We start from the raw sequence: 26,361 nt of genomic DNA on the forward strand, positions 1-26,361 counted from the left end.
GAAGAAAAGATGTTGACCCTTAAGAGCTTAACCCACTATTCCAATGTTCTTGAACTGACTAACCCTAATCATTTTCTCAATACTACGACGATATCAGAATCCTGTTACACTCCTGCCGACTGGTGTTCCGATGCTCCGGGCTTTTCAGAAACCGTTGTGGTCGATGTTAAGCCCTCCTATTTTTCCGGCTACGTTTTTCGTGGGGACACCAGGCCGCCCGACCATATCTTTGAGATTGGTTTCGACTTACAGCCCACATCAAGAAGCGAGACAAGATATCAGAGTAGAGTGACGGGCTCCGTGGGAGGGTATACCCGCGCATGCGGTATATCAACAAGCATTTGTGCCAGCATGGGCGGCAAATACGCTTTTGAGCCTTCACGCCGGGATCCGTTTTTTCCTAGCCCATATTCAGGTTACGTCTACCTCATTGACGCAACAGAGTTTAAAGGTTTTGCCATACCTACAACTCATCCTGATGATCCACTGGCTAAGCAAAATCCTATTTTAAGAGAGATTGATGAGGTTAATTTTGCGTCTAATATCCCCGAATCTTACATCGTTGGTATCGTGTGGACGAGGGGCAACGAATATGAGGGAATGGAAAACTGCCAAGGCATCTGGTCCTATAGACCCACCCGGCTATGGTTGGCTGTCAACCCGAATTTTACCAAGCCAGTGCTTCTGACCGATACCATCATGAAAGGAATGGATGCAGCCAGGCAGGTGCAAAGCCATTTCAATGAGCACCCAACAAGTTCCGCTGACACTAATAGATAGATACTCGATTCAGCAGGTTGTTACGTTGTATACCTTCATGCCAGTACCTCATTAAAATGATGTACTAATATTTTTGTAAATTTACATCTTACTGCGGCTTTTTATTACTCCTGAAGTTGCTCCTGAAGTGGAAGAAAAGATGTTGACCCTTGATAGCTTAACCCACTATTCCAATGTTCTTGAACTGACTAACCGTCATCATTTTCTCAATACTACGACGGTATTAGGGGCTTGCTACACCCCTGGTAACTGGTGCTCCAGAGCTCCCGGGATTTCAGGAGCTGTTATGGTCGATGTTCAGCCCTCCTATTTTTCTGGCTACGTTTTTCGTGGTGACACCAGGCCGCCAAATCTTATCTTTGAAGATGGTTTCGAATTGCAGCTCACACCAGGTGACGAGAATACACGGGCGCGTACAATGATAGGCGCTGTAGGCGGTGGGGCTACTGGCATCTACGGTATATCAACAAGCGTTTGCGTCAGCGTTTGTGCCCAATATTCACTTCGGTTTTCACGCAGGAATCCGCGATCACCCAGTACAGGTTCAGGTTATGTCTACCTCATCGACGCAACAGAATTTAAAGGTTTTGCCATACCCGCACCTGATCCTAATGAACGAGTGGTTATACACAATCCTATTTTAAGAGATATTTATGAGGTTAATTTTGCATCTAATATTCCCGGCTCCTACATCGTTGGTATCGTGTGGCCGCTGGGCAAAATAGATGCGGGAATGAAAAACTGTCGGTGTACATGGCCCTTCAGCCTCACCAGGATCTGGTTAGCTGTCAACCCGAATTTCAGGAAGCCATTGCCATTGCTTCTGTCAGATGGAATCATGGAGGGAATGGAAGCAGCGAAGCAGGTGCAGGCCTACTTCAATGAGCGCCATAGTTCCCACCTTTTAGGTCTGCCTTAGCAGCAAGCGAACAAGCATCCCCATACTGGCCCGGACAGTAGGAACGATCTTATATCCCCGCCCGCATTGGGCGAGGGTTTACGACGATTTTGCTAAAAAATGAAAACGTATTCAGTCAATTTTTCCTTCCCTGTTGAGCATCAAAGCGGCTAACAATAGCCAACAAAAGCTATAGACATTTGTACCTGCAGCCTCTATAAAGTGAGATACAGAGATCAAATACGCATCCACTGTCGTTCGATCCCTGAGAGATAAAATGCGCCCTGATACCAGAGAATAACCAGCACAAACAGCCTTGAGCGGAAAAACAGCCCTGAGCTGAAAACAGCCCTGAGCTGAAAACAGCCTTGAGCTGAAAAAATGTGACTATCGTCACCCCGGGTGATGAACATTGCATTTTCAAAAAGTAAATAAAAAGCAGTACGCCGAGAGGTTCACTCGAGGCCAGGCGGGGGAGCCAATAAAAAATGTCTATTTTCAAGCACTATCAGCAACGGTTCGATTCCACTCAGCAAGAAGAGATGAGCCTTCAGGAGTATCTCGACCTCTGTAAGGTGGATCCCGGGGCTTACGCCAATGCGGCAGAGCGAATGCTGGAGGCCATCGGTGAGCCAGAGGTCATCGACACGGCCCGGGACCCGAGACTCAGCCGGATTTTTTCCAATAAACTCATCAAGCGTTACCCGACGTTTCAGGAATTCTATGGCATGGAAGAAGCCATAGAGCAGATTGTCTCCTACTTCAAACACGCAGCCCAGGGACTGGAAGAGAAGAAGCAGATTCTCTATCTGCTGGGGCCGGTGGGCGGTGGTAAGTCCTCACTGGCCGAAAAGCTCAAGCAGCTGATTGAGCATGTGCCGTTCTACGCCATTAAAGGCTCCCCGGTGTTCGAGTCCCCCCTGGGACTGTTCAACCCGGAAGAAGACGGAAAAATCCTGACCGAAGAATATGGTATTCCCGGTCGTTACCTGAAGTACATCATGTCGCCATGGGCGGTTAAACGACTCCATGAGTACGGCGGTGACATTTCCAAATTCCGTGTCGTAAAACTCTACCCCAGCCGTCTGAATCAGATTGCCGTTGCCAAGACCGAGCCCGGCGACGAGAACAATCAGGATATTTCCAGTCTGGTCGGTAAAGTCGATATCCGTCAGCTGGAAGAATTCTCCCAGGATGATCCGGATGCCTACAGTTTCTCCGGCGCACTGTGCCGCGCGAACCAGGGCATTATGGAGTTCGTGGAAATGTTCAAGGCTCCGGTTAAAGTGCTGCACCCACTGCTGACTGCGACCCAGGAAGGCAACTACAACAGCACCGAAGGTATGGGCGCCATTCCTTACGAAGGCGTCATTCTGGCGCACTCCAACGAATCCGAGTGGCAGTCCTTCCGCAATAACAAGACTAACGAAGCCTTTATTGACCGTGTCAACATCGTCAAGGTGCCGTACTGCACACGGATCAGTGAAGAAATCCGGATTTATGACAAACTGCTGGAACACAGCTCCCTGAAAGACGCACCCTGCGCACCAGACACTCTGAAAATGCTGGCCCAGTTCACCACATTGTCGCGTATCAAGGAGCCGGAAAACTCTTCCATTTATTCCAAGATGCGTGTCTATGACGGTGAAAACCTGAAGGACACTGATCCAAATGCCAAGCCTTTACAGGAGTATAAAGACGCCGCCGGAGTCGACGAAGGTATGGAGGGTCTGTCTACACGTTTCGCCTTCAAGATTCTCTCCAAGGTGTTTAACTTTGACTCCACCGAGGTCGCCGCTAACCCCGTACACCTGTTGTATGTCCTGGAACAACAGATTGAGCAACAGCAGTACGCTGAAGAAGTGCAGGACCGCTACATGCGTTATATCAAGGAATACCTGACACCGAAGTATGTGGAGTTCCTGGGCAAGGAAATCCAGACCGCTTACCTCGAGTCGTATTCCGAGTACGGGCAGAATATTTTTGACCGTTATATCACCTACGCTGACTTCTGGATTCAGGATCAGGAGTTCCGTGATCCGGATACCGGCCATATTCTGGATCGCGCCTCCCTGAACGACGAGCTGGAAAAGATCGAAAAACCAGCCGGTATTGCCAACCCGAAAGACTTCCGTAACGAAGTGGTTAACTTCGTACTTCGCGCCCGTGCGAACCACGATGGCAAGAACCCGAGCTGGTTAAGTTACGAGAAGATGCGTGCAGTGATTGAGAAGAAGATGTTCTCTAACACGGAAGACCTGCTGCCGGTTATTTCCTTTAACGCCAAAGGCTCTCAGGACGATCAGCGGAAACACGCAGACTTTGTCAGCCGTATGGTGGATTATGGTTATACCGAGAAGCAGGTACGTCTGCTGTCCGAATGGTACATTCGAGTGCGTAAGTCCCAGTAAACAGCCATGAGCGGAAACTGCGGTTTTCGTCACCTCTGGTGATAAAAATTGCAGTTTCATAACAAGGACGACTCATGCCTTCTTTAAGGCATGAGCCCCCCCTGCTAACGCACAAAACAATAAGCACAGTACCTAAGGAGAGCGTCCATGAGCATCATCATAGACCGGCGCCTCAACGCAAAGAAGAAGAGTACGGTCAATCGCCAGCGCTTCCTCAGGCGCTACAAAAACCTGGTAAAAGAAGCGGTGCAGGACGCCGTTGACCAGCGATCCATTACTGATGTCGAAAGTGGCAGTGATATCAGTATTCCCAGAAAAGACCTGAGCGAGCCCGTCTTCCATCACGGTCAGGGCGGCCAGCACGAACAGGTTCATCCCGGCAACAAAGAGTTCAATACCGGCGACCGTTTCCAGCGACCGGAAGGCGGAGGTGGCGGCCAGGGCTCCGGTGACGGTCAAGCCAGTGACAGTGGCTCAGGCACCGATGAGTTTGTGTTCCAGATCAACCGGGAAGAATTTCTTGAGTACCTGTTTGAAGACCTGGCGCTGCCTAACCTGGTTCGCAAAGAGCTGAAAGACATTACCGAATTCAAACTCAAGCGGGCAGGCTTTACCTCGGCCGGTTCACCAGACCGTTTAAACATTGTCCGCTCACTGCGTGCGGCACATGCCCGGCGCATTGCGCTATCCGGTAAAGAGCGTCGGGAAATTCGTGAGCTGAAACGTGAACTGCGGGAAATGGAAGTCAGCCCGGCGGACACCGATCAGTTCCGTGCCAAAGAACTCAGACAGCGCATTGCCGAACTGAACGGCAAACTTAGACGACTGCCGTTTATTGATGACTTTGACCTGAAATACAACAACATGACAAAGGTGCCACAGCCCTCCAGCAAGGCGGTCATGTTCTGCGTGATGGATGTCTCCGGCTCCATGACCCGGGAGATCAAGGATATCGCCAAACGTTTCTTCCTGTTGCTGTATATGTTTCTGGAAAGGAATTACGAAAAAATCGAAGTGGTCTTTATCCGCCATCACTCCGAAGCCAGAGAGTGTAACGAACACGACTTTTTCTATGCCAGGGAAACCGGCGGTACAGTGGTTTCTTCCGCTCTGCGCCTGACTGATGAAATTCTTCTGGATCGTTATTCGCCCAGTGAATGGAATATCTACATTGCCCAGGCCTCTGACGGGGATAACTGGGAAGCGGACTCCAGCAAGTGCAGTAAGATCATTAAAGAAAAGCTGCTACCCAAAACCCAGTATTACTCTTATGTAGAAATCACCGACCGCCATCACCAGAACCTCTGGCATGAATACAAGGTGATTGAGAAGGAGAATCCCGGACATTTCGCCATGCAGCAAATTCGTGGCCATGGAGACATCTACCCGGTATTCCGCAAGCTCTTCGAGAAGAAGGAGGCCGAGAATGCCTGACAATGAAACCCTCGAACGAGAGTTAACGCAAAAGAAACCCGCCAAGCAGAACTTTATCTCCACCGGTTCTGAGTGGACCTTTGAGCTGCTGGAACAATATGACCGTGAGTTTGCCCGTCTGGCCGACAAGTTTCGACTGGATACCTATCCAAACCAGATCGAAGTCATCAGCTCCGAGCAGATGATTGATGCCTACGCCTCCGTGGGCATGCCCCTGATGTACAACCACTGGAGTTTTGGCAAACAATTTCTCAGCAATCAGCAAAGCTACCAGCGGGGTCAGATGGGGCTGGCTTATGAAATCGTTATCAACTCCAACCCGTGCATCGCCTACCTGATGGAAGAGAACACCATGCCCATGCAGGCGCTGGTGATTGCACACGCCTGTTATGGTCATAACTCGTTCTTTAAGGGCAACTATCTGTTCCGGCAGTGGACAGACGCGGATTCCATTATTGATTATCTGTTGTTTGCCAGGAACTACATTGCCCAGTGCGAAGAAAAGCACGGCGTGGATGCGGTGGAAGAAATACTGGACGCCAGTCATGCACTGATGAATCAGGGCGTAAACCGGTACGAACGGCCTCGCCCGATTTCACCGGAGCAGGAGAAAGCCCTGGCGAAAGATCGTGAAGAGTATATCCAGCGCAACCTGAATGATCTGTGGCGCACCATTCCAATTAAAGAGACAGAGCAGCAGGCACAGGAATTCCGTTACCCACAGCACCCGGAAGAAAATATTCTGTACTTTGTCGAGAAGAATGCGCCGCTGCTGGAAACCTGGCAGCGGGAAATCATCCGTATCGTGCGCAAAGTGGCACAATACTTCTACCCTCAGCGACAGACACAGGTGATGAATGAAGGCTGGGCGTCCTTCTGGCATTACCACCTGATGCATGAGATGTATAACGAAGGTCTGATCACGGAAGGCTTTATTATGGAGTTCCTGCATTCTCATTCCAATGTGGTGTTCCAGCCTGCTTTTGATGACCAGCGTTACAGCGGCATCAACCCTTATGCCCTGGGTTTTGCCATCTTCCAGGATATCCGCCGAATGTGCGAGCATCCGACGGAAGAAGACCGCTACTGGTTCCCGGACCTGGCCGGTTCAGACTGGCTGGAAGCCGTCCACTTTGCCATGCGCAACTTTAAGGATGAGAGTTTTGTCCTTCAGTATCTCTCGCCTAAAGTCATGCGCGACCTGCGCCTGTTCTGTATTAACGACGATGATCGTGAAAGCTATCTGGAAATCAGTGCCATTCACGATGAAACGGGCTATCGCAATCTGCGTGAGTCTCTGGCAGCCCAGTACAACCTGGGCAACAGGGAGCCCAATATTCAGGTCTACAGCGCCGATGTCAGGGGTGACCGCTCACTGACACTCAGGCATTACATGCATAAGGGCCGGCCTGTTGAAGACGACAGCGCTCTTGAGATTATCAAACACCTGCGCAGGCTCTGGGGGTTTGATGTAAGAATGGAGTCTGTTGACCAGAATGATAAGCTCATCGCCCGCTATGAGCTTCCAACAGAAGAGCGCTATCAAGAGGAGGGTGTCGTATAACCCGACGCTCTGCCGCCAAACCACAACTCTGCCACTAACCCGCTCAAGCAGGTTAGTGGTGGATTCCTACCATAAGTTGTAACCCTTCTCAGCAACCTCGTAATAAATTTTTAGCTTATCGGTAGACAGTTAACTGCTTTCTACTAACCTGATACCCGTGCAGCAAAAAGGTCGTATTAAATTTAACTACAAGAGATAAATACCGTGACCAGACTGTTAAAGGTTTCAGTTTTATGTGTGCTTATTTTTTGTTTCAGTTTTTTTAAAAATGCTCAGGGTAAGGATGCCCTTTCAACTAGTGTCGTTTATTCTTCAGATACAACAACACACTTAGTTAGCTATCCGGAAAATTCATACCTGAGACTATTTCAAATTCCACTGAACATCATGGTCTATAGCTTTGCACATATAGGACCCTTCCTGTATGCCGCTTCAGCAGGGAGCCTTGCAAAACTGCATCCCGAGTGGGAAGCCCTTCTAAGAAATGGCATCCCGCTCAGCCAGGGCATTGCAACTGTAATGGCACTCCAACAGTTTTACCCTGCACTGAAAAATAAGTGGCGCGATATATCACGATACGGCCTGTCGGGTGTCGCTTTTGACAGACAAAATTATCTAACTTGCCAGCAGCGAAGAGGCAATATGCCAGTTCATGTGGAGTCGCGCGGGCTGGGCAGGCATTTTTATTTCACAGTCCACACCTCAGACACACTTTCTCCTGTTTTACGTATTAAAAAGTTGAGCAATGAATTAAACAATACCAAGGCAAACCAGCTAAATGATGATGAAATATTTTGGAAACAGCTTTATGAAACCATGACAACTCATGGTTCAGACCACATTTCCATACAAGTTAAAAATAGTGAGGACAAAAAAAAATCTCTGGCTGTAACCGTCAATGGTGAGAAGCATAACACTTCACTCACTATACCTATCGATTCAAACGACAGTACCCTCTGGGATCTGGAACTGATCAACCACTGGTGCCTTAATATTGATTCAGATGTTATGTATAGCGTTTTCGATGGAAAAACCATTGAAGCTATTGTTGTTCAAATGAACAACGCTTTAAGTAGCAGCAGCAAAAAAATGACAACCCAGAACCATTTAAAACCGAGGTCAACACACATATCATACAGGTCTTACCGTACGCTAAGCTCTGAGCTTGGTAATAACCAAAGACTCGTCATCAGTGATTATTCTAACAAAGAAAACTCAGGCTACTTTTATTTGACCAATAGCCATTTGCCACTTAAAGACCTCCTACCATTAGTCATTGCAAGAGATTCTGAACAGCTTATTGAGTATATCGCGGCTCAGGAGGTCTGGAATCTGGAAAATATTATTTCAGGTACAGAAAAGTTAATAGCGCAAACGCTGGTTATTCCTGAAACCAGCAAGTCGATATTGAAGGCTGTAAGCCATAGTGAACAGACAGGGCATCATCATGATTACCATAAACAGCATCACAGTGCACTATCAGCAATAGAATCCACATCTTTTGTGAGTAAAGTAAAATCGAATTTAATCGATTTATTACGGCCGGTTAACGATGCTTTTTTACGGCGGACCGCTTTATTTATGATGGAGCCTGAACCGGATAAAAAAATGATAATGAGCGATGATGTGGAAGGAGATACTTTCCCAAGTGCTTCGCTGACACCGGAACAGTTCCAGATAATTCAATATCTTCTGACAGGTGAAGGAAAGGATAAATTATTTCAGGAAGTCAGTAGTAATGGCGTGACAGTGTTAAGACTGAAACCGGAATTCAGTGAGGAAGATAGCATCAACACCCTGAAAAGGCTAATGAAGAGCCATAATATTCAGCCATCAATATTGGCAGAAGTATTGGTCAACCTGGAACAGTCAGACAATCCTGTATTAAGGCGCAAGGTACAGGAAATTATGTCTCAATCAAGAAGCGGTGCTTCTTTTCTTCCGATTATGGCGAAAAAAAGACTGTCAAGCTGTACTGACGGTGCTAAGGATGAACAATCAGTCATGGATACAGACAGTGCCCTGCCCGCAAAAAAAATAAAGACAGAAAAAATCATTCAGCCCTGGGGGAGGTCACAAAGAAGAATCGTTACAGATCATTACAGAGGGCTGGGCATTAATGGAAAGTTACTCCCTGACCTGTTCAAATATCAAAGTCGATCTTATCCTGGTGCTGACAAGAAAGAAAATGTCAAGGTGTCTCAGGCCGAACTGATAAAGCTCTCACATTTTAAGCCTGCAACACTGGAAGAAAAAATCATTACTAAATTTTATTTAAATAAAAAACATAAAAATATAAATTTTGATGCATACATAGATGAGGAGATCCAGAAAAAGGCAGGTACAGCAGATGCCTATTCAGAACCAGACATCAGCAAGGCCAGAAAAGCCTTGGAAGTTATGAGAGATTATAAAAAAGCAACACTCGCCGATACGACAGCTGATGAAGTCATTGGTCTGATTGAAAAACATCGATTATCCAGAGAGCAAATTAGCACCCACCACCTTAAAAACAAAGATGTTTGGAAAGCGCTTTTCAAATCCATGCCTCCCCATGCAGTTATACGAAATCTTGGCATCATGTCCAGCCTCGATATTTTTGTTAACAAAGGTGATTCCGCCTATAATTTGCTGAAATCAAAGCTAAGCAAAGAATCAATAGAATGCGCTAAACTTTCACCCCATGCACTCCAAAAAGGCCTGAGGTACTACTATCAAGGTGAAGGAAACTTAGGGAAAGTGCGATGGGCTCCTAAGAGCGGTGTTGTTGAAACACTGGAAAGTAGCTATGTAGAGTCACTCAACAGTGGGCAAACTAATAATCAAAAAACCTGTTTTGTATTTGGCATATCATCGGCTGACAGGGATAACTATGTTGATGAAACAGGAACGCTGTCGTTCAGTGACGCAGCATTATCAATTATCGCTCCATGGTCGTTAAAATCAGGCTGTGACTCAACCGTAGTGATATACAGCAAAGATGATGGTGAGAACTATGCATTGAAAATGAATCAGAATTTGATGAAGAAGGTTACCGGCTCCCTGGCCATTATGGACAACTTAAAAGCCCATAAGGAAGAGCAGGACAGGAAAAAACTTGTTCAGGCCAGGGAGGCTGAAAGTCAAAACAAAGGGTATGAAACAGCTGTTCAAATCCTTTTCCTGCTAGATACAACAGGGAGTATGAAAGGTGAAATCAAAGCATGTCAACAAGCTATTAAAATGGCAGTGGAAAAAACTGAATCGAAGCTATTAGAAATAAACGGTATTGATGATAGACAGAAGGTAGAAGTTGCATTCATAGGTTATAAGGACTTACCCCGTACTGGCTATCTCCGAAAGACTAAAAGAAATTGGTTTGCAGTTAATGATTTCACCATTGATACAAGAGAAATACAAACCTCAGTCTCACTTCAGGAGGCAGAAGGTGGGTCTGATGTTCCTGAAGATATTGCAGGTGCATTCGATCAGGTCAGTCAATGTAACTGGCTGAAAACTTCTGTGAAAATCATATTTCATATTACCGACGCCCCCCCGCATGGTTGCAATTTGCACTCTCTAAGTAAATACGATGACCATTATTCTGATGGAGACCCTGATGGTCTTGACCCGGTTAAACAAATGGAAGAATTTGCCAAAAGGCATATCAGTTACAGTCTACTGGACACTTGGCAGGTTGGCAGCCCCGGATGCAGTCTAGAGATGGCATTTTCTAAGTTTGAACAGGGTTTCAAAAATGGGCTGAAAGTAATTAGCCAGCAGAATCCTTCAGACACCCTGCCAAAACCAACCATTCAAAGAAAAATTATTTCCAAGTATAGTGTAACTAATGAACTGCCACGACAGGTTGATAACATTGTTACAAGAGAGCTTCAGAGCAATAGTCAATTCTTGAAAGAAATCAGCGTTGCGAATGTATTTAAAGATACTTACGGCAACGACCGGATTGATGATGAGGTTGATGAAAATGCTTCTTTTATAGCTGTCCCGGTTCAGCACAACTCCTACTCTTCTTTAGCAGCATTAGAGCAGGCAATTAATAGCAGGATTACTTTTGATCAATTCGTTATTTTTATTGACGGACATTATCAAAGCATACCAGAGATAAAGTATCTTTTAGAAAAAATGAAAGAATATAGGGAAGCTGTTAATAATAAAGCGCGGCTAATCGTTGCCATGCATTCTACCAATAAAAAACTTAACGAACAATTTGACAGCTTATTTAAAGAAATAGACCATGTACTCTTTGTTCCAAAATTTACTGAACATCTGTCTGTAATTAGTGACTACTGGAATCAGGTTCCTGTTGCTGAAGAGTCCCTAGAAGCTCTTATTGATGAGGCAATGATAGTTGGAAGCGATTCGGATCATGAGGACAATTATGATCATGAAAACGGTTCGGATTATGGAGACCATTCGGATTATGAATACTATTCGGATTATGAGTGAGACAATTTTATTGTAGCCCTGCCAATACATAGACATCGTTAACATCTTACTACGGGATTACAGAAAAATGGCGATTAAAATGAGAATAATATATGGCTGCATCTTATTATTGACAACCAGTTTATTCACGCATGCTGATGACTTTTCCATTAGCAATTATATCATTTCCAGACAAAACTCAGGCGACAGCCAACTTGTAGATATAAAGATTGGATGGGTCACTATCAACCTGACTTCGCTTGACCAGAACCTGACAAACGACCAGAGAATAACAGCATGCAATAGCCGGGAGAATTATATTCTTGATATAAACAACTTCCGAAATATGGTTAATTTTTACTATGACTTTATTTCCAGAATGGCAGGTAATAACGATCAAGCTATAAGACAAATGAGCCAGCTCCTGACTCGAATATTTAATTTAAATGCGAGTAACATTAGCAACAGAAATATATTGTATACACAGAGAATTAATATGGATTTTTTCCACGATATAAACCTCAGCAATTTCAGACTACGGTCTGCAAACAGCAACTCTGAAAAAAAAAGATGCAGGAAAATAGCGCAAAGAACGAATAATGCTGGTTCTACAAACTCGGCAACGATAGGATTTGAAGATTTTTATTCAAACCCAAATGATAATGTTTCATGCATTAGTAATACTGGTCTTGCATTGTTGTTAGCCTCTTTTCTTGAGCCATGGGTTCGTATGGATGTTCAGGCTGGAGACAATCCGCTTGCAACAATAAATGATCACCTTGCCTTGATTCAGCGGACTTTTTTTAATCGAGTGTTTCAGAGAGTTTTATCATCAGCCAATCGCCCGACAACGAGCACCTCACCAGAGAGTACATCCCAAATTAACCATGAGTATGATCCTTTTGCGTTCATAACGACAGAAGACATAATCCATTTCCTAAACTCGACCGGGGCGGATAAAGATTTTGTTTTTGCAACTTTGCTTCGCTCACTTTCTATTAGTTTTTCCTTTCACTTAATCAATCGCAATGTTTTTTCAAGAGCGCCCCTGAGTACGCCCGAAGATATAAATCGTAACTATCCAGCGGCTGATACTATGCAAACAGTTTATTTCAGTTATGTAAGTGCTTATCTTCAGTCAAGAGAAGTTATCCTCCCTCTTAACTGCTCTTTTGATTTTAACTATATGAGACAAATGTCTTCAGATTATCCGCAATTGTCACCAGACTTCTGGACTAATCTGGCGCTTACCCATCAAAGGCTGGCCGATGAGGAACCAACCCGATTGTTTACCCGGCTATCCGGTACTGATACGTCCGACACGGCCACCCCTGAAGCACCTGCCATACAACAGGCGGTAGAGAATCCTAATACAAATCGACCGAATAGGGCGCAAAGAACTATTACTCAACTTTTAAGGTTAAATGCGCAGTTGAATGACAGGCTTAACGGGGTCAGTTCTGAACAGTCATCCAGTTCTGAATCATGCTGTATCTGTCTTGAAAAAAAACAATCTGCAGCTCTTATGCCTTGTCAACATGCATCGACATGCTATGACTGTGCAAATAGACTTTTACAATCAAACGTTCCCAATTGCCCCATGTGCCGACATAAAATCGAAGGTATTTTAAAACTGTATTTTAACTAATATTTTTTCAATCAGGACCTTCGCCCGGGAGTATTCTTATTGAGGTTGGCTGATCACCGACCTCCTTACCAGCTGCCAGTAAATCAGGCTGCCAAAGCAGGCAACAACAGCTATGGCAGTGACCAGCTCGCCAGGTGACTGCTCCCCACCCTATCGGGTGAGGCTTCTGATTTCTTAGGCAGCAACCGACAGTATGCCGGATTTACGCAAGCCTCCATCAGCAGAAACGGACAGTCCTTCCGCCTTTAATTTCAATATGCCTTGCTTCTTGATATTGCGAGCTGCATTAATATCCCGGTCATGGATAGCACCACAGCTACACTCCCATGATCGGATTCTCAATGGCATTTTTTCCTGTTTCAAATCGCAGACTGAGCAAGTTTTAGAGGATGCAAACCACTGGTCTATCTTCACCAGATGTTTACCTTCCTGCTTTGCCTTGTATTCGAGTTTGGTTATCAGTGAGTGCCAGCCAGCATCAGCAATAGAACGAGCAAGACGCTTGTTCTTGAGCATGTTTTTAACTTTCAGTGTCTCCACAATCACCGCTTGGTTTTCGTCGATGAGTTGTTTTGATAGCTTATGCTGAAAATCATTACGGGCAAAGGCTACACGCTCATGCGCCTTTGCCACCAATAAACGGGCTTTGTGCCTACCTTTTGAGCCTTTCTTGCAGCGAGATAGAGCCTGTTGTTTTCTTTTCAGGTTACGTTGTGCTTTTTTCAGAAAGCGAGGATTGTCAGTCTTATGGCCGGTACTGGTGATAGCCAGATCAGTAATCCCCATATCAACACCGACAACCTGATTAGCTTCAAGATTATCAATCTGTTTTGGTTGTTCCTGGGTATCATCAGCCAATATGGAGGCAAAATACTTGCCGGTTAGCGTTCTGCTCAGGGTGATAGACTTCACCTTACCCACTATTTCACGATGCACTTTAGCCCTTATGGGCTTGCACTTGGGGATTTTTATCCAGTTATCGCCCACAGAGACAGACGTACAATGGTAGCTACTTTGCTTGCCATGCTTTTTCTTGAAGCGAGGAAATCTTGCCTGCAATTTGGGATTGAAAAAGTTTTGAAAGGCCGTATCCAGATTGATAGTGGCCTGTTGCAGTGCAATAGAGTCAGCGTTTTTCAGCCATGAGTACTTTCGGCTTTTCTTGGCTTTTGCCAGCAAGGGCTTCAGGTGTTTTTTGGGAGAAAGGCTCTGCCCACGAACCTTGTAATAATGAACCTTAATAGCCAGGGCCTTGTTCCATACGAACCGCACAGCATCAAACTGACGGTCGAGAAATTCCGCCTGCTCTGATGTTGGATAGATTCGTACTTTGGTGGCTCTCAGCATGGAACGTTATTTCAGTGCTCATTAATATAAACTTCATATTACAGGTATTTGAAAGAGGTTTTCAAGTGAGCGCACACAATAAAGATTTACTTAAAGGGTATCTTCGCAAACGACATAGCGTTACCAAGCTGGTTATTCATTTGGTGTTCACGACAAAGTACAGACGAAAGCTTTTTGATGGCTATATGATCAAGCAGTTACGGGAGTCGTTCGAGAGTGCATGTGAAAAACTGGAATGCCAGTTACTTGAAATGGATGGCGAAAAAGATCACGTACACCTGTTGGTGGCCTACCCACCAAAACTGGCTATCAGTGTCATGGTAAATAATCTCAAATCAACATCATCAAGACGGTTGCGAATGCTGAATACCCACCTTACTGCTCAGAGCAAAGCAGGCTTAATGTGGTCAAGGTCTTACTTTGCTTGCAGTGCTGGCGGTGCAACTATCGAGACTCTGAAGGACTACGTTAATAGCCAGAGTACACCAGATTGATGGCGGAAGGCTCTGCGCCTTCCCGTCTTATATCCCCGCCCGCATTGGGCGAGGGTTTACGACGATTTTGCTAAGTCACCCATTAACCAGCATGGTCGGTGGCAGTAACGACAACGTTCGTGATTCCAAACGGCTAACCTCTTACAGAATGAGGCAAACAGTTTAGACTATGGAACAATGAGTCCTGTATTCTTCCGGAGCAGCCATTCGTAATGAAACAAAATACCCTTGTGCTGGCCGGTGGCGGCCATACTCATGCACTGCTATTAAAAGCATTACAGAAGCAACCCCTGCCCTGTCAGCCGGTACTGCTGTCGAGCACTCGCTACACCCCTTACTCCGGTATGCTGCCCGGAGTGATTGCAGGTGTCTATCAGCCGGAAGAGGCACACATTGACCTGAAAGTGCTGGCAGAAAACAGTGGCAGTGAATTTATTGAAGATGAAATCACCACGCTGGCCGCTGACAACAACGAACTCACCACAGCAGGCGGTCAAACCCTCAAGTACGATGCGCTATCGATCAACACGGGCTCTACCCAGCAGCGGGTAATAGAGGGCCCTGACTGCATCAGCATTAAACCTGTAGAACGTTTTCTTCCGTGGCTGTCAGAAACACTTCAGGAACGCCTGAAACAGTTTGAGCGGCAGTCAAAGACTTTTAATCTGGTGATGGTTGGCGGTGGTGCAGCGGGTGTTGAAGTCGCCATGGCTTTGAAAGAACGATTCAGATACAGCACAGCGCTAACCATACATATCATGACTTCCAACGGTGTCGTGCCGGGACACTCCCGTGCTGTACGACAACTGGTTAATAACGAACTGGCTCAAAAAGGCATTCAGGTCCATACCGATTTTCAGGTGGCTTCTGTTTCTGACCATTGCATTCACAGCCTGTCGGGCCGGCAACTGCCCTATGATCAGGTCATCCTTGCCACACCGGCCTGTCCCGCGCCCTGGACAGCCCATAGTGGTTTAAGTACTGATCGAACGGGTTTTATACGCGTCAATCCATTTCTGCAATCATGCAGCCACGACAACGTGTTTGCCTGTGGTGATATTGCCGCCTTTACCGAAACAGCCCTGGCCAGGTGCGGTGTTTATGCGGTGCGTCAGGCACCGGTACTACACCAGAACTTAAAAGCCTGGCTTAATGGCCAAGCCCTTCAGCCTTATCGGCCTCAGCAGCAATTTTTATCTCTGCTTAGCTGTGCGAATGGTCGCGCCATTGCTTCCAGAGGTGCCTTCAGGGCAAAGGGCTCCCTGATATGGCTCTGGAAAAACTGGATAGACAAACGTTTTATGGCACAGTTTCCCACCCCACTTTATGATTCAGTGGGTTCTGACCTTCTGCCATACCGCAAACCATTGCCTGCTGAAAAAGACCAGTCACTACTCAATAAAAAACCATGACCTGGCGTTTTTGCCCTAAAAAGAACCACTATACCCCTACTTCGCGTAACAAAACTATTAAACAACCATAATCGTATAATGAAAGACTATTAACATTGATCAAGATGGTTTTATAATGACTTATGCTCTATAAGGAAATGTCGGCTGTACCTTCTAATTGTGGGAGCGCAATATCCAAACCCCATCAGGTATGGAGGATCGTATCTCAGTCTGATGCTCATCAAATAATCAGGCATGAGGGGCATCACCGTAATAGGAGCACTGCATCAAGGATGATACAGAAAAACAGTGTGACTAAAAATAAAACAATAAAGGTTGCAGTTTCCCGGCGGTTCGTTCAATGTAAAGTTGTAGGCATCGCGCTGTATGGAAGCGACCGAGAAGGAAATGGAAGCTATGCTGGAAGGAACAGTAAAGTGGTTCAATAACCCTAAAGGATATGGGTTTATTCAAGCTCAGGAAGCCACCGAAAATCAAGACGTACTGATTCATTACTCTGTCATTGAAATGGAAGGTTTTAAAACCTTGAAAGCAGGGCAGAGCGTTCAGTTTGAAATTGGTCAAGGCCCCAAAGGACTTATTGCTACCAAGGTAATACCTGGTAACAGTGGTGAAACCGGTAGTGACAAGCAGGGTGACACACCAGCCTCCCGGGAAGAAATACTTCCCGCCTGAGGAATGGCAGCACTCTTGATCACATACTAACAGTATTCTGATACGGCTTACCGTTTAATGTAAGCCGAATCCTGTTTGTTTTCTGAACAGAGGCAATGGTTTTGCAGTCTGTTGCAGGAATACCTGTATGTAAAGTGAACAGCAGCAATTTTATTTTTATAGTAATTGCTGTTTGCAGGTCACACTATCATTTTCAGACCCGATCTGACTGCTGACTCAATATACGTGCCTGGGTAGCTGTCAGCTTGTCACAACTGTGTCACAATAGCTGCATCTTCAACTGTTCGTACAGGTAATGCAGTGACTCTGGATCACCCACTGATTTTGCCAACTGCTGTCGGTTTTATTGCACTGGCACTGATTGCTCTCCTCTGGCTACGTCTAAGGCCAGCTCAACTTGAATGCAAAGAACCCTTATTTACTCCAGAGTTTCGTGCATTTCTCGGGCAGCTCGATATCGCTGTTCGCAGTCATCTGATTATTTTTCCTGCCATGCCTGTCAGCGATGTGCTTCAAGGCAAAGGCGGCGGCAAAGCCCTGCTAAAAAAATTCAGAAACGAACGCTTTGACTTTGTCGTCTGTCACCGTCGGGACATGGACGTACTTTGTGTTATAAAGCTTGGTGGCAATAATGCCAGTAGTGAAAGATACCGAACGTTGTGCCAGTCCGCCGGGCTGACCCTGCTTGAATATGACATCAAACCCTACCGGGATGTACCCAGCCTGCGTCAGGAAGTCCTGGGTGCCTGTGGCATAGATGAGTTTGAACTACCGGCTGAACAACAGCAGGAACAGGATCCGGAAACAGACACGCCACCGTCCTGCCCGAAGTGCCAATCCCCCATGGTGCTGAAAACCATCAACAAAGGTGCTCACTCCGGTGAAGAATGCTGGGTCTGTTCCCAGTACCCCGACTGCAAAGGGGCAAAGCTTAAAAAGCTCTCAGATTGAGTATACGCATCGGATCAGAGTTTAGATTCCTGTTAACCAAAGACAGGAATCTGAACTATCTTAAGTGCCAATGATCTGCAGAATCACTCTATCATGAACGTTCTAGTGGAAAGTGGTAAGCACATACCTGTCAACACACCTGTGCCATTAACAAAACAAAGATACGCAGAAACCTTCCAGCTGCTTCACTCATTGTCACATGAATATGAGTTTATGGTCAGTGCAATGGTGAAACTGCTGGCCTGCCACTCTTCCAGGGCATTCAGCTTATTGGACATAGGTCCCGCAAAAGGAATTTTCACCCGAAACTTCCTTTTGCAGGCAGAAGTAAAGCCTGATTTTTACGCCGCATTTGAACCGAATGCGGACCATTTTCACTACCTGCACGACAATGTTCAGGGATTAACGGGTCGGCTACAACTCAACCCTGAACCCTTTACCCCGGAAACCGTATTACAAGCCCAGTGGGATATCGTCCTGATGTCTCACTCCATTTACTGGCTACAACCCGCCCAACCGCATATTGAAGCAGCCATGAAAGGGTTAAATAAATCCGGGGTTCTGGTTCTATTTGTTCAATTACCCAGCGCATTACGACTGCTCCATCACCCATTTAAAGCGCTCGTTCCCGCCAGCGCCTTACCACTGAACCAACATTACTGCACCTGTGATTTAATGAGTGACCTGAATGACCTTGGACTGCATGCAGAGGAAACCCTGCTTCCGGGTTATCTGGATCTCACTGAAATCTGGGACAGTGAGAAAGACTTACTGGAACTTGGGTGCTTTATTCTGAGTACAGAGTTAAGTCAGCAACCGAAAGCAATACAACAAGAGCTACTGTACTATATTCGGGCAAATACCCTACAACTCAAAGAAAAAAAACTATTTAACCAACCCAGCAGCCTTGTGACTATCAGGCAGGACAGTCAGGATCGCACCCATCTTTCAAAATCATCACGCTATGAGGCAATACCTTAACCGTTTTACGCTCAGTAAAATCCGGAAGCTCGGTAAACACCTCGCTCTGCGACGTATCCAGAAGACATTCCCGCTTTTTCAGGCCATCAACTCTGGGCAGCTTAAATACCTGCTCCCGAACTCCTGAGTTAAGCAACACCAGAAAGTTGCATTCGCAGGGGTCAGACTGATCACCCAGAAGGTGCAGGAACAGGCTCTGGTTTCTGGGTTTTTGCCAGTCTCCCGAACGCATCAGCCTGCCATCCGTGGAACGCCACAGCACTTCATAATTTTCCGGGTCTTCTTCTATGCCACACAGAAAACGATCCCGGGTCAACATACTATTTCCCTTCCTCGCCCTGATCAATAAACGAACAAACCGCATCAACTGATAGTTTCTCTGCTGTTCAGGGGTTTTATTGTCCAGCCAGCTCCAGTCCAGCCAGCCAGTCGGATTGTTCTGGCAGTAAGCATTATTATTACCGCCCTGGGTATTACCAAACTCATCCCCCGCCTGAATCATGACAACACCTTTTGACAAAAACAGAGTCACCAGCAAGTTACGCTTGTAACGTTCTCTCAGGGCAATAATACGGGTGTCATGGCTCTCTCCCTCAGCGCCACAGTTCCAGGAATAATTGTGATCATCACCATCGCGATTGTGCTCACCATTGGCTTCATTATGCTTGTGGCTGTACGACACCAGGTCATGCAAAGTGAAACCATCATGACTACAGATATAATTGACGCTGGCTGAAGGTGCCCTGCCCTTCCAGCGATAAATATCTGAAGACCCGCACAGTCGCTCAGCCATTTGTCCCAGCAAGCCCTGGTCACCACGCCAGAAAGAACGGACGCAGTCACGATAGCGATCATTCCATTCCGACCACGGCCTTGGAAAATTACCCAGCTGATAACCATCCCCGGCTAAGTCCCAGGGTTCAGCAATCAACTTAACCGAACTTAAGACAGGATCCTGATGGACAGTCTGAAAGAATGGACTGTTACTGTCATAGTGCCCGTTTTTACGCCCAAGCCCTGGTGCCAGGTCAAAACGAAAACCGTCGATATGGTATTCCTGTACCCACATTCTCAGGGTGTCCGTGACCAGTCTCATGACCATCGGGTTTTCAACTTTCAGGGTGTTGCCGCAGCCTGAATGATTAATGCTGACTTCAGGGTTGCGGTCGTGCAACAAATAGTAGCCCTGATTATCGATGCCCCTGAAGCTCAAACACGGCCCGTCATTACCTCCCTCTGTCGTGTGATTAAACACCACATCCAGTATCACTTCGATACCTGCCTGATGCAGGCATTTGACCATGGTCTTTAACTCATTGACCGGGTCTTCCACAGCCAGTGAGGCTTCGGGAGCCATTAATGCCAGTGGGTTATAGCCCCAGTAATTTTCAAGCCCTTTATTATCGAGCCGATGCTCAGAGCCAAAACTGGTGACAGGCAGTAACTCAACGGCAGTCACCCCCAGTTCTTTCAGGTAATCAATAACCACTGGCTGACATAAGCCCAGATAGGTTCCCCTAAGCGCCTCCGGAACCTCCGGGTGCTGCATGGTAAAACCACGAACGTTAAGTTCATAAATAATAGAACGCGTCATCTGATGCGCAGGCGGTACGACATCTCCCCAGTCAAACTCGTGTTCAACGACAACTGACTTAGGCATGAACTCTGCACTGTTCAGCTCATTGATTCGCCACTCTTCATTCTCGCCCAGAGTGTAATCAAACAGTGAATCATGCCACTGGATTTCACCGTTTAACTTCCGGGCATAAGGATCAATGAGCAGTTTTGCAGGATTGTGACGCTGTCCGGCCTGTGGGTTCCATTCACCATGAACCCTATAGCCATACTGCTGTCCTGGCTTTATATCGGGAACAAACAGACGCCAGACATCGTTACGTAAATAGGGGTATTGATTCGGGATGGTGATCTTTACTTCCCTGTTATCATCATCAAACAGGCAAAGTTCTACTTTATGCGCTCCGGGCGCTGAAAGGGCAAACTGCACACCCGACAGGCTTTTGTTCAAAGGATAGTGAGAATAAAACCGTGCGCCCAGTTCATAGCTGGCAGCGGGATGTATGTTTACACTGCTCATACAACCAGTTCCTTGTATTTTGATTATTGTTCTTTATCGCTATTTTTCTTAATCCTGCCGCTTGCCTTCCTTCTGGAAGTCAAGCAGTTACCTGCCAGTATATCTTAATCCAGCGTCGTTCAATTTCCTATACATTATCAAATAGACCGGGCATCATCACCAGCCTGACTATCTATCCCCGCTTTCTGGCTGCCAAGGTAACTGTGCAAGAATCACTAACAAAAGGGTTAATAACGAAAACTAAATAGTAGTCAGATTGTCAAATTCAGGAAACTTAAGGAACAAGGATGTAAGGCGTGAACGGAACTCCAACTACTGTAAATAGCAGCATACACTGTCTAACGGGCGATCACAGGGAGCAGCAAGAAAAGTTGCCGGAAATAACAACAAGCACAACCAGTCAAGGCACATTGGCAGATGCTGCCCGGGTTTTGCCAGTAAACAATGAACTCTTACCGGAACTGGCCCTATCTCCCCCTTCTAAAAATATTCAATTCGGTCGCAGGGTAAGATGTCTGCCTGACACCAACTCAGAGAAAATAAGTCAATGTACGGCTGCCATTAAAGAGGCTTTTCCATTGCTAACCACTGACCTGACAAAAGAAAACAAAGCTAATAACACCTCCCATTTTTTTTATAGTAATGATTACAGTGGAGGATACTATGAAAGTTTAAATTTTCCTGCAATGATTGCAGATATGGCAAAACGGCCAGAGACACAGTCAAAGTCTCCCCGGATCGGGCTTGTTATTGGACAAAGCTCCCTCCCGGATGCTGCTCCGGAATTTGCGAGACACTGTGATATTGTACTTATAGTTGATAACGACCCCCTATTATTGAGTTCGATAGAAAAAAGAATGGATTTGCTTACTGGCTGCGAGTCAGAAGAATATTATTATAAAAAGTTACATAGTTATATTTTTTTCGATTTGCTGAATCTTCGCCGAGGCAAAATTAGTTATAACGACAATCTTTTAAAGGAAAACATTAATATAGAACTTGAGAATACTCGAAAGGCATTAGGTCGGCACTGGACATTTTCATCTCAGAAAAGGTTAACTGAAGTGAAAGAAGCCGTTAAAAAAACTCATTTTATTCCAGTTTATGGGAATATTTTTTCCCGAGAGTTCTTAAAAAGCATGGGGAACATATTGACCCATCATGATGCGGTAGTTCACGCTTTAAACCTGACCAATGTTTTTGAGTACCATCCAAAAATAAAAGAACGTCGCACTCCCTATGACACAGAGAACACAATTGAAAAACCCAGTGAATTAGCTGATATTTTGAAGTTCTCTCCAAAGGCTTTTATTCATAGTTCAAGAATATTGAGGTCGGATAAGGGGTCGCGTTTTGATCCACCAGCAGACCATTTTCAAGCATTAGACGATTCATTTTAAGAAGATATTGATTTACACGTATTATAAGTAACATCTTTCGTTTGGTATAATCTCCTGCCTCATAGACCGGGCATCATCACCAGCCTGACTATCTACCCCCGTTTCCTGGCTGCCAAGATACTCTGTGCAAGAATCACTAACAAAATGGTTAATAACGAAAACTAAATAGCAGTCAGATTGTCAAATTCAGAGAACTTAATATACAAGGACGTAAGACATGAACGGAACTCCAACTACTGTAAATAGCAGCATACCCTGTCAAACAGTCGATCACAGGGAGCAGCAAGAAAAGTTGCCGGAGATAACAATAAGCACAACCGGTCAAGGCTCATTGGCAGGTGCTGCCCGGGCTTTACCAGCAAACAACAAACGCTTACCGGAATCGACTTTATCTACCCCTTCTAAAAATATTCACTCTGATCGAACGACAAGACGTCTGACCACTACCGACCCAGAGAGAATAAGTCAATGTGCCACTGCTATTAAGCAGGCTTTTCCACTGCCAACCACTGAGCTGACGAAAGAGAATACAGCCAAAGCCATCGGGCATTACTTTTATAGTAATGATTACAGTAAAAAATATCGTAAAAGTTTAAATTTTCCTGCAATGATTGCAGATATGGCGAAACGGCCAGAGACACAGTCAAAGTCGCCCCGGATCGGCCTTGTTATTGGACAAAGTTCCCTGCCGGATGCTGCTCCGGAATTTGCGAGACACTGTGATATTGTACTTATAGTTGATAACGACCCCCTATTATTGAGTTCGATAGAAAAAAGAATGGATTTGCTTATTGGCTGTGAATTGGAAGAAGAAGATTATTACAAACATTTAAATAGTTATATTTTTGACGATTTAATGAGTTTTCGACGAGACAAATTTTATTATGACTACATTTATTCAATAAAAAATCTTAATACAGAACTTGATAATGCTCGAAAGGCATTGGGTCAGCACTGGGCATTTTCATCTCAGGAAAGGTTAACTGAAGTGAAAGAAGCCGTTAAAAAAACTCATTTCATTCCAGTTTATGGCAATATTTTTTCCAAAAAATTCTTAGAAAGCATGGGGGGCATATTAACCAGTCATGATGCGTTGGTTCATGTTTTAAACCTGACCAATGTTTTTGAATACCATCCAAAGACAAGCCCTCTCACCCCCTATGACACAGAGGACACAATTGGAAAGCCCAGTGAATTAGCTGATCGTTTGAAGATCTGTCCACAGGCTCTGATTCATAGTTCAAGAATGTTGAGGTTCAACCAAGGGTCACGCTTCGGTCCGCCAGCAGATCATTTTCAAACATTAGACGATTTGCTTTTAGAAGATATTAAAAAACCTGGCATGGTTTTTTGATTTGCACGTATTATAAGTAACATCTGTCGTCTTGCATCATCTCCTGCTTCATAGATGAGGCAGTAATGAATAATATTGACGGACGCAAAATCCCGAATCAGGTCAGAGAGCAAATTGTGACAGATGCTCAACAATGTCCGAAGCAACGATCACCCACAGAATTCCAGTAGACGACCAGGAGTGCAGGCAGGCATAAGCGAAATGCACTAATGCCAGCCCGCATAAGCCATTACTTCAGCTTCAGCATGACCGTCGCTAAAGGCGGCAGCGTCAGCTTCAGGCTCTGCGCCTGCCCGTGAGCCCCACTCGCTTCAGTCATAAACTTTTTACCCGCAGACACACCACTACCCCCAAAGCCCTGATCATCAGAGTTTAACAACAGCTTATACTCACCCGCAGCCGGAACGCCTACACAGTAGTCATGACGAACGACAGGTGTCAGGTTATTAATGACAACAACCGGATGACCATCGTTACAGAAACGTACATAAGCCAGTACACTCTGCTGATAATCGTCCTGTACCAGCCACCGGAAACCGTTACTGCAAAGGTCCCTTTCATGCAGCGAAGGCTCAGACTTATAGAGTTTGTTCAGGGTCTGTACCAACTTCTGAACACCTCCGTGTGGGCTGTCTTTGTCGTCTACAAGGTGCCAGTCCAGAGACTGATGATGGTTCCACTCGTTCCAGCTGCCCAGCTCACAACCCATAAACAGCAATTTCTTGCCCGGATGCGTCCACATAAAGGACAGGTAAGTCCGCAGGTTAGCAAACTTCTGCCAGTCATCACCCGGCATACGGGTCAGCAGGGTGCCTTTGCCATACACCACTTCGTCGTGGGAAAGCGACAACACAAAGTTCTCACTCCAGGCATAGACCGTACTGAAGGTCATCTGGTTATGGTGATACGGACGATGAACCGGTTCCTGTTTCATGTATTCCAGGGAATCATGCATCCAGCCCATGTTCCACTTGTAGCCAAAGCCTAAACCATCGTCGTACAGTGGTCTGGATACGCCGGGATAACTGGTGGATTCCTCAGCAATGGTCATCGCCGTTGGGAAACGTTCGTAAACCGTTTTATTAAAACGCTTCAGGAAATGAATTGCTTCAAGGTTCTCATTACCACCATTACGGTTCGGCTCCCACTCACCCTCATTACGGGAATAGTCCAGATACAGCATTGACGCCACGGCATCCACCCGCAGGCCGTCGATATGGTATTCCTCCAGCCAGTACAGCGCACTGCTGATCAGGAAGTCCTGAACGAAAGGCTTGCCAAAATCATAGATGCAGGTCTTCCAGTCCGGATGCCAGCCACGACGGGGGTCGGGATGCTCGTATAACTCAGTACCATCAAATTTCGCCAGACCGTGGTCGTCATTCGGGAAGTGTGCGGGCACCCAGTCCAGAATAATACCAATGCCCGCCCTGTGGCACTGATCGACAAAAAACTTAAAGTCATCCGGGCTGCCATAACGGCTGGTTACAGAAAACATGCCTACGGGCTGATAACCCCAGGATTCATACAGAGGGTGCTCGCTGACCGGCATCAGCTCAATATGGGTAAAGCCCATCTTTTTAACATACGGCACCAGCTCTTTTGCCAGCTCGCGGTAGTTCATAATGATATTGCCGTCTTTACGACGCCAGGAACCCGCATGAACTTCATAAACAGACAGAGGCTTGTCGTACAATTCGCCACGCTGCCCCATCCACTGACTGTCTTTCCACTGATATCTGCTGTCATCATGGACAATAGAAGAAAGGCCGGGCCACTGTTCAGAATAAGTACCAAACGGATCAGCCTTTAATGGCAGCTTGTTGCCATCTTTGTCATGAATCTCATACTTATAGAGATCCCCGGCCGTCAAACCCGGAACAAACAGACGCCAGACACCATCATCAGCACTGGCCATGGGATGCAAACGACCATCCCAGTTGTTGAAACTTCCCACCAGGCTGACAGTACGGGCGCTTGGTGCATACACACGGAACAAAACACCTTTCACCTGACGTCTGGCGTTCAGGGCATGGGTCATCAGGTGAGCGCCCTGATGACGATGTAGCGCATCGTAATCCACATGCTCTTCACGCAGAGTGTATTGACCAAACTGGTAGGGGTCATACACCCGGAAAGTGTGTCCGCCTTCTCCGGTAATGCTCAGTTCATAATTGAACAGCTTGCGACGACGTGGCAAATGCAGCTCAAACAAACCCGATTCAAAACGCTGCATGTTACCCAGCGTTTTACCGGAGGGCTGCTCGATAACCGTAATAGCGTCAGCATCCGGACGCCATACCCGTAGCACCAGGCCTTTATGATCAGCCGCTTTATGCAGACCCAGACAAGAGAAAGGGCAAGCACAAAGCACTTGCCCCAGTTCCTGTTCTGCGGCAGGTATTGTCGATTGAACAGCAATATTCATTAAATAAAATAACCTCTTCACTCCACTGACATCAGGGAATCCGGACGCCGGATTCCCCAAA

At 46.0% G+C, this 26,361-nt stretch carries 17 protein-coding genes; 14 read left to right on the plus strand and 3 right to left on the minus strand.

The window, feature by feature from the left end; genetic code table 11:
• Positions 1-9: 9 nt before the first annotated feature.
• From NX720_RS05030 to NX720_RS05060, 7 genes are all read left to right on the plus strand, one after another.
• A complete protein-coding gene (locus NX720_RS05030) occupies positions 10-780 on the plus strand; it encodes a hypothetical protein (RefSeq protein WP_262599814.1) in 771 nt (256 codons plus the stop codon).
• 139 nt (positions 781-919) lie between these two features.
• Complete coding sequence (locus NX720_RS05035) at positions 920-1,699, plus strand: hypothetical protein (RefSeq protein ID WP_262599815.1); 780 nt, start codon at positions 920-922, stop codon at positions 1,697-1,699.
• 467 nt (positions 1,700-2,166) lie between these two features.
• A complete protein-coding gene (locus tag NX720_RS05040) occupies positions 2,167-4,089 on the plus strand; it encodes a PrkA family serine protein kinase (protein WP_262599816.1) in 1,923 nt (640 codons plus the stop codon).
• Positions 4,090-4,236: 147 nt separating this feature from the next.
• On the plus strand, positions 4,237-5,523 hold the full coding sequence (locus NX720_RS05045) for a YeaH/YhbH family protein (protein ID WP_262599818.1): 1,287 nt from the start codon (positions 4,237-4,239) through the stop codon (positions 5,521-5,523).
• Complete coding sequence (locus NX720_RS05050; RefSeq protein WP_262599820.1) at positions 5,516-7,087, plus strand: SpoVR family protein; 1,572 nt, start codon at positions 5,516-5,518, stop codon at positions 7,085-7,087. Before NX720_RS05045 ends, NX720_RS05050 begins: the two co-directional genes overlap by 8 nt.
• 204 nt (positions 7,088-7,291) lie before the next feature.
• Positions 7,292-11,536: a TROVE domain-containing protein gene (locus tag NX720_RS05055; protein ID WP_262599821.1), complete on the plus strand. Its 4,245-nt coding sequence runs from the start codon at positions 7,292-7,294 to the stop codon at positions 11,534-11,536.
• Positions 11,537-11,603: 67 nt separating this feature from the next.
• Positions 11,604-13,163, plus strand: coding sequence for an RING-HC finger protein (locus NX720_RS05060; RefSeq protein ID WP_262599822.1), 1,560 nt, complete (start codon positions 11,604-11,606; stop codon positions 13,161-13,163).
• Between the two features lie 174 nt (positions 13,164-13,337).
• On the opposite strand, the gene NX720_RS05065 is transcribed toward NX720_RS05060, so the two are convergent.
• Positions 13,338-14,510 carry an RNA-guided endonuclease InsQ/TnpB family protein gene (locus tag NX720_RS05065; RefSeq protein WP_262599824.1) on the minus strand — a complete coding sequence of 391 codons (1,173 nt, stop codon included), beginning with the start codon at positions 14,508-14,510 and terminating at the stop codon, positions 13,338-13,340.
• Positions 14,511-14,575: 65 nt separating this feature from the next.
• Here NX720_RS05065 and tnpA point away from each other — a divergent pair, with 65 nt between their 5' ends.
• The 5 genes from tnpA (at position 14,576) to NX720_RS05090 (ending at position 19,023) form a co-directional block, all read left to right on the plus strand.
• Positions 14,576-15,004, plus strand: a complete 429-nt coding sequence (gene tnpA / locus NX720_RS05070; RefSeq protein ID WP_262599826.1) for an IS200/IS605 family transposase — start codon at positions 14,576-14,578, stop codon at positions 15,002-15,004.
• A 212-nt stretch (positions 15,005-15,216) separates the two neighbouring features.
• Positions 15,217-16,416, plus strand: coding sequence for an FAD-dependent oxidoreductase (locus NX720_RS05075; RefSeq protein ID WP_262599827.1), 1,200 nt, complete (start codon positions 15,217-15,219; stop codon positions 16,414-16,416).
• Positions 16,417-16,782: 366 nt separating this feature from the next.
• Positions 16,783-17,091 carry a cold shock domain-containing protein gene (locus NX720_RS26850; protein WP_318654089.1) on the plus strand — a complete coding sequence of 103 codons (309 nt, stop codon included), beginning with the start codon at positions 16,783-16,785 and terminating at the stop codon, positions 17,089-17,091.
• Between the two features lie 300 nt (positions 17,092-17,391).
• Entirely contained in the window at positions 17,392-18,042 is a 651-nt protein-coding gene (locus NX720_RS05085; RefSeq protein ID WP_262599828.1) for a DUF2726 domain-containing protein, read from the plus strand.
• A 93-nt stretch (positions 18,043-18,135) separates the two neighbouring features.
• Positions 18,136-19,023 (plus strand): class I SAM-dependent methyltransferase, encoded by an 888-nt coding sequence (locus NX720_RS05090; RefSeq protein WP_262599829.1) that lies wholly within the window; start codon positions 18,136-18,138, stop codon positions 19,021-19,023.
• Here NX720_RS05090 and glgX read toward each other — a convergent pair.
• A complete protein-coding gene (gene glgX, locus NX720_RS05095; protein WP_262599831.1) occupies positions 18,959-21,118 on the minus strand; it encodes a glycogen debranching protein GlgX in 2,160 nt (719 codons plus the stop codon). The two genes, NX720_RS05090 and glgX, sit on opposite strands and share 65 nt — an antisense overlap.
• Before the next feature lie 296 nt (positions 21,119-21,414).
• Between glgX and NX720_RS05100 the strand changes: the two genes are divergently transcribed.
• Positions 21,415-22,518 carry a hypothetical protein gene (locus NX720_RS05100; protein ID WP_262599832.1) on the plus strand — a complete coding sequence of 368 codons (1,104 nt, stop codon included), beginning with the start codon at positions 21,415-21,417 and terminating at the stop codon, positions 22,516-22,518.
• Positions 22,519-22,735: 217 nt separating this feature from the next.
• Positions 22,736-23,872, plus strand: a complete 1,137-nt coding sequence (locus tag NX720_RS05105) for a hypothetical protein (protein ID WP_262599833.1) — start codon at positions 22,736-22,738, stop codon at positions 23,870-23,872.
• Between the two features lie 229 nt (positions 23,873-24,101).
• Here the strand turns inward: NX720_RS05105 and glgB are convergent, their stop codons facing one another.
• The gene (gene glgB / locus NX720_RS05110) at positions 24,102-26,300 is read right to left on the minus strand and encodes a 1,4-alpha-glucan branching protein GlgB (RefSeq protein WP_262599835.1); all 2,199 of its coding nucleotides are present in this window, start codon (positions 26,298-26,300) and stop codon (positions 24,102-24,104) included.
• Positions 26,301-26,361 lie beyond the last annotated feature (61 nt).

The organism is Endozoicomonas euniceicola (assembly GCF_025562755.1).
GTDB classification, from domain to species: domain Bacteria; phylum Pseudomonadota; class Gammaproteobacteria; order Pseudomonadales; family Endozoicomonadaceae; genus Endozoicomonas_A; species Endozoicomonas_A euniceicola.

What these genes read in the sequence shown, in the direction of transcription:
- NX720_RS05035 (WP_262599815.1), top strand. Translation starts at nt 920, where the DNA reads ATGTTGACCCTTGATAGCTTAACCCACTATTCCAATGTTCTTGAACTG.
- NX720_RS05040 (WP_262599816.1), top strand. Translation starts at nt 2,167, where the DNA reads ATGTCTATTTTCAAGCACTATCAGCAACGGTTCGATTCCACTCAGCAA.
- NX720_RS05105 (WP_262599833.1), top strand. Translation starts at nt 22,736, where the DNA reads ATGAACGGAACTCCAACTACTGTAAATAGCAGCATACCCTGTCAAACA.
- NX720_RS05030 (WP_262599814.1), top strand. Translation starts at nt 10, where the DNA reads ATGTTGACCCTTAAGAGCTTAACCCACTATTCCAATGTTCTTGAACTG.
- NX720_RS05050 (WP_262599820.1), top strand. Translation starts at nt 5,516, where the DNA reads ATGCCTGACAATGAAACCCTCGAACGAGAGTTAACGCAAAAGAAACCC.
- NX720_RS05090 (WP_262599829.1), top strand. Translation starts at nt 18,136, where the DNA reads ATGAACGTTCTAGTGGAAAGTGGTAAGCACATACCTGTCAACACACCT.
- NX720_RS05075 (WP_262599827.1), top strand. Translation starts at nt 15,217, where the DNA reads ATGAAACAAAATACCCTTGTGCTGGCCGGTGGCGGCCATACTCATGCA.
- NX720_RS05060 (WP_262599822.1), top strand. Translation starts at nt 11,604, where the DNA reads ATGGCGATTAAAATGAGAATAATATATGGCTGCATCTTATTATTGACA.
- NX720_RS05045 (WP_262599818.1), top strand. Translation starts at nt 4,237, where the DNA reads ATGAGCATCATCATAGACCGGCGCCTCAACGCAAAGAAGAAGAGTACG.
- glgX (WP_262599831.1), bottom strand. Translation starts at nt 21,118, where the DNA reads ATGAGCAGTGTAAACATACATCCCGCTGCCAGCTATGAACTGGGCGCA.
- NX720_RS05065 (WP_262599824.1), bottom strand. Translation starts at nt 14,510, where the DNA reads ATGCTGAGAGCCACCAAAGTACGAATCTATCCAACATCAGAGCAGGCG.
- NX720_RS26850 (WP_318654089.1), top strand. Translation starts at nt 16,783, where the DNA reads ATGGAAGCGACCGAGAAGGAAATGGAAGCTATGCTGGAAGGAACAGTA.
- glgB (WP_262599835.1), bottom strand. Translation starts at nt 26,300, where the DNA reads ATGAATATTGCTGTTCAATCGACAATACCTGCCGCAGAACAGGAACTG.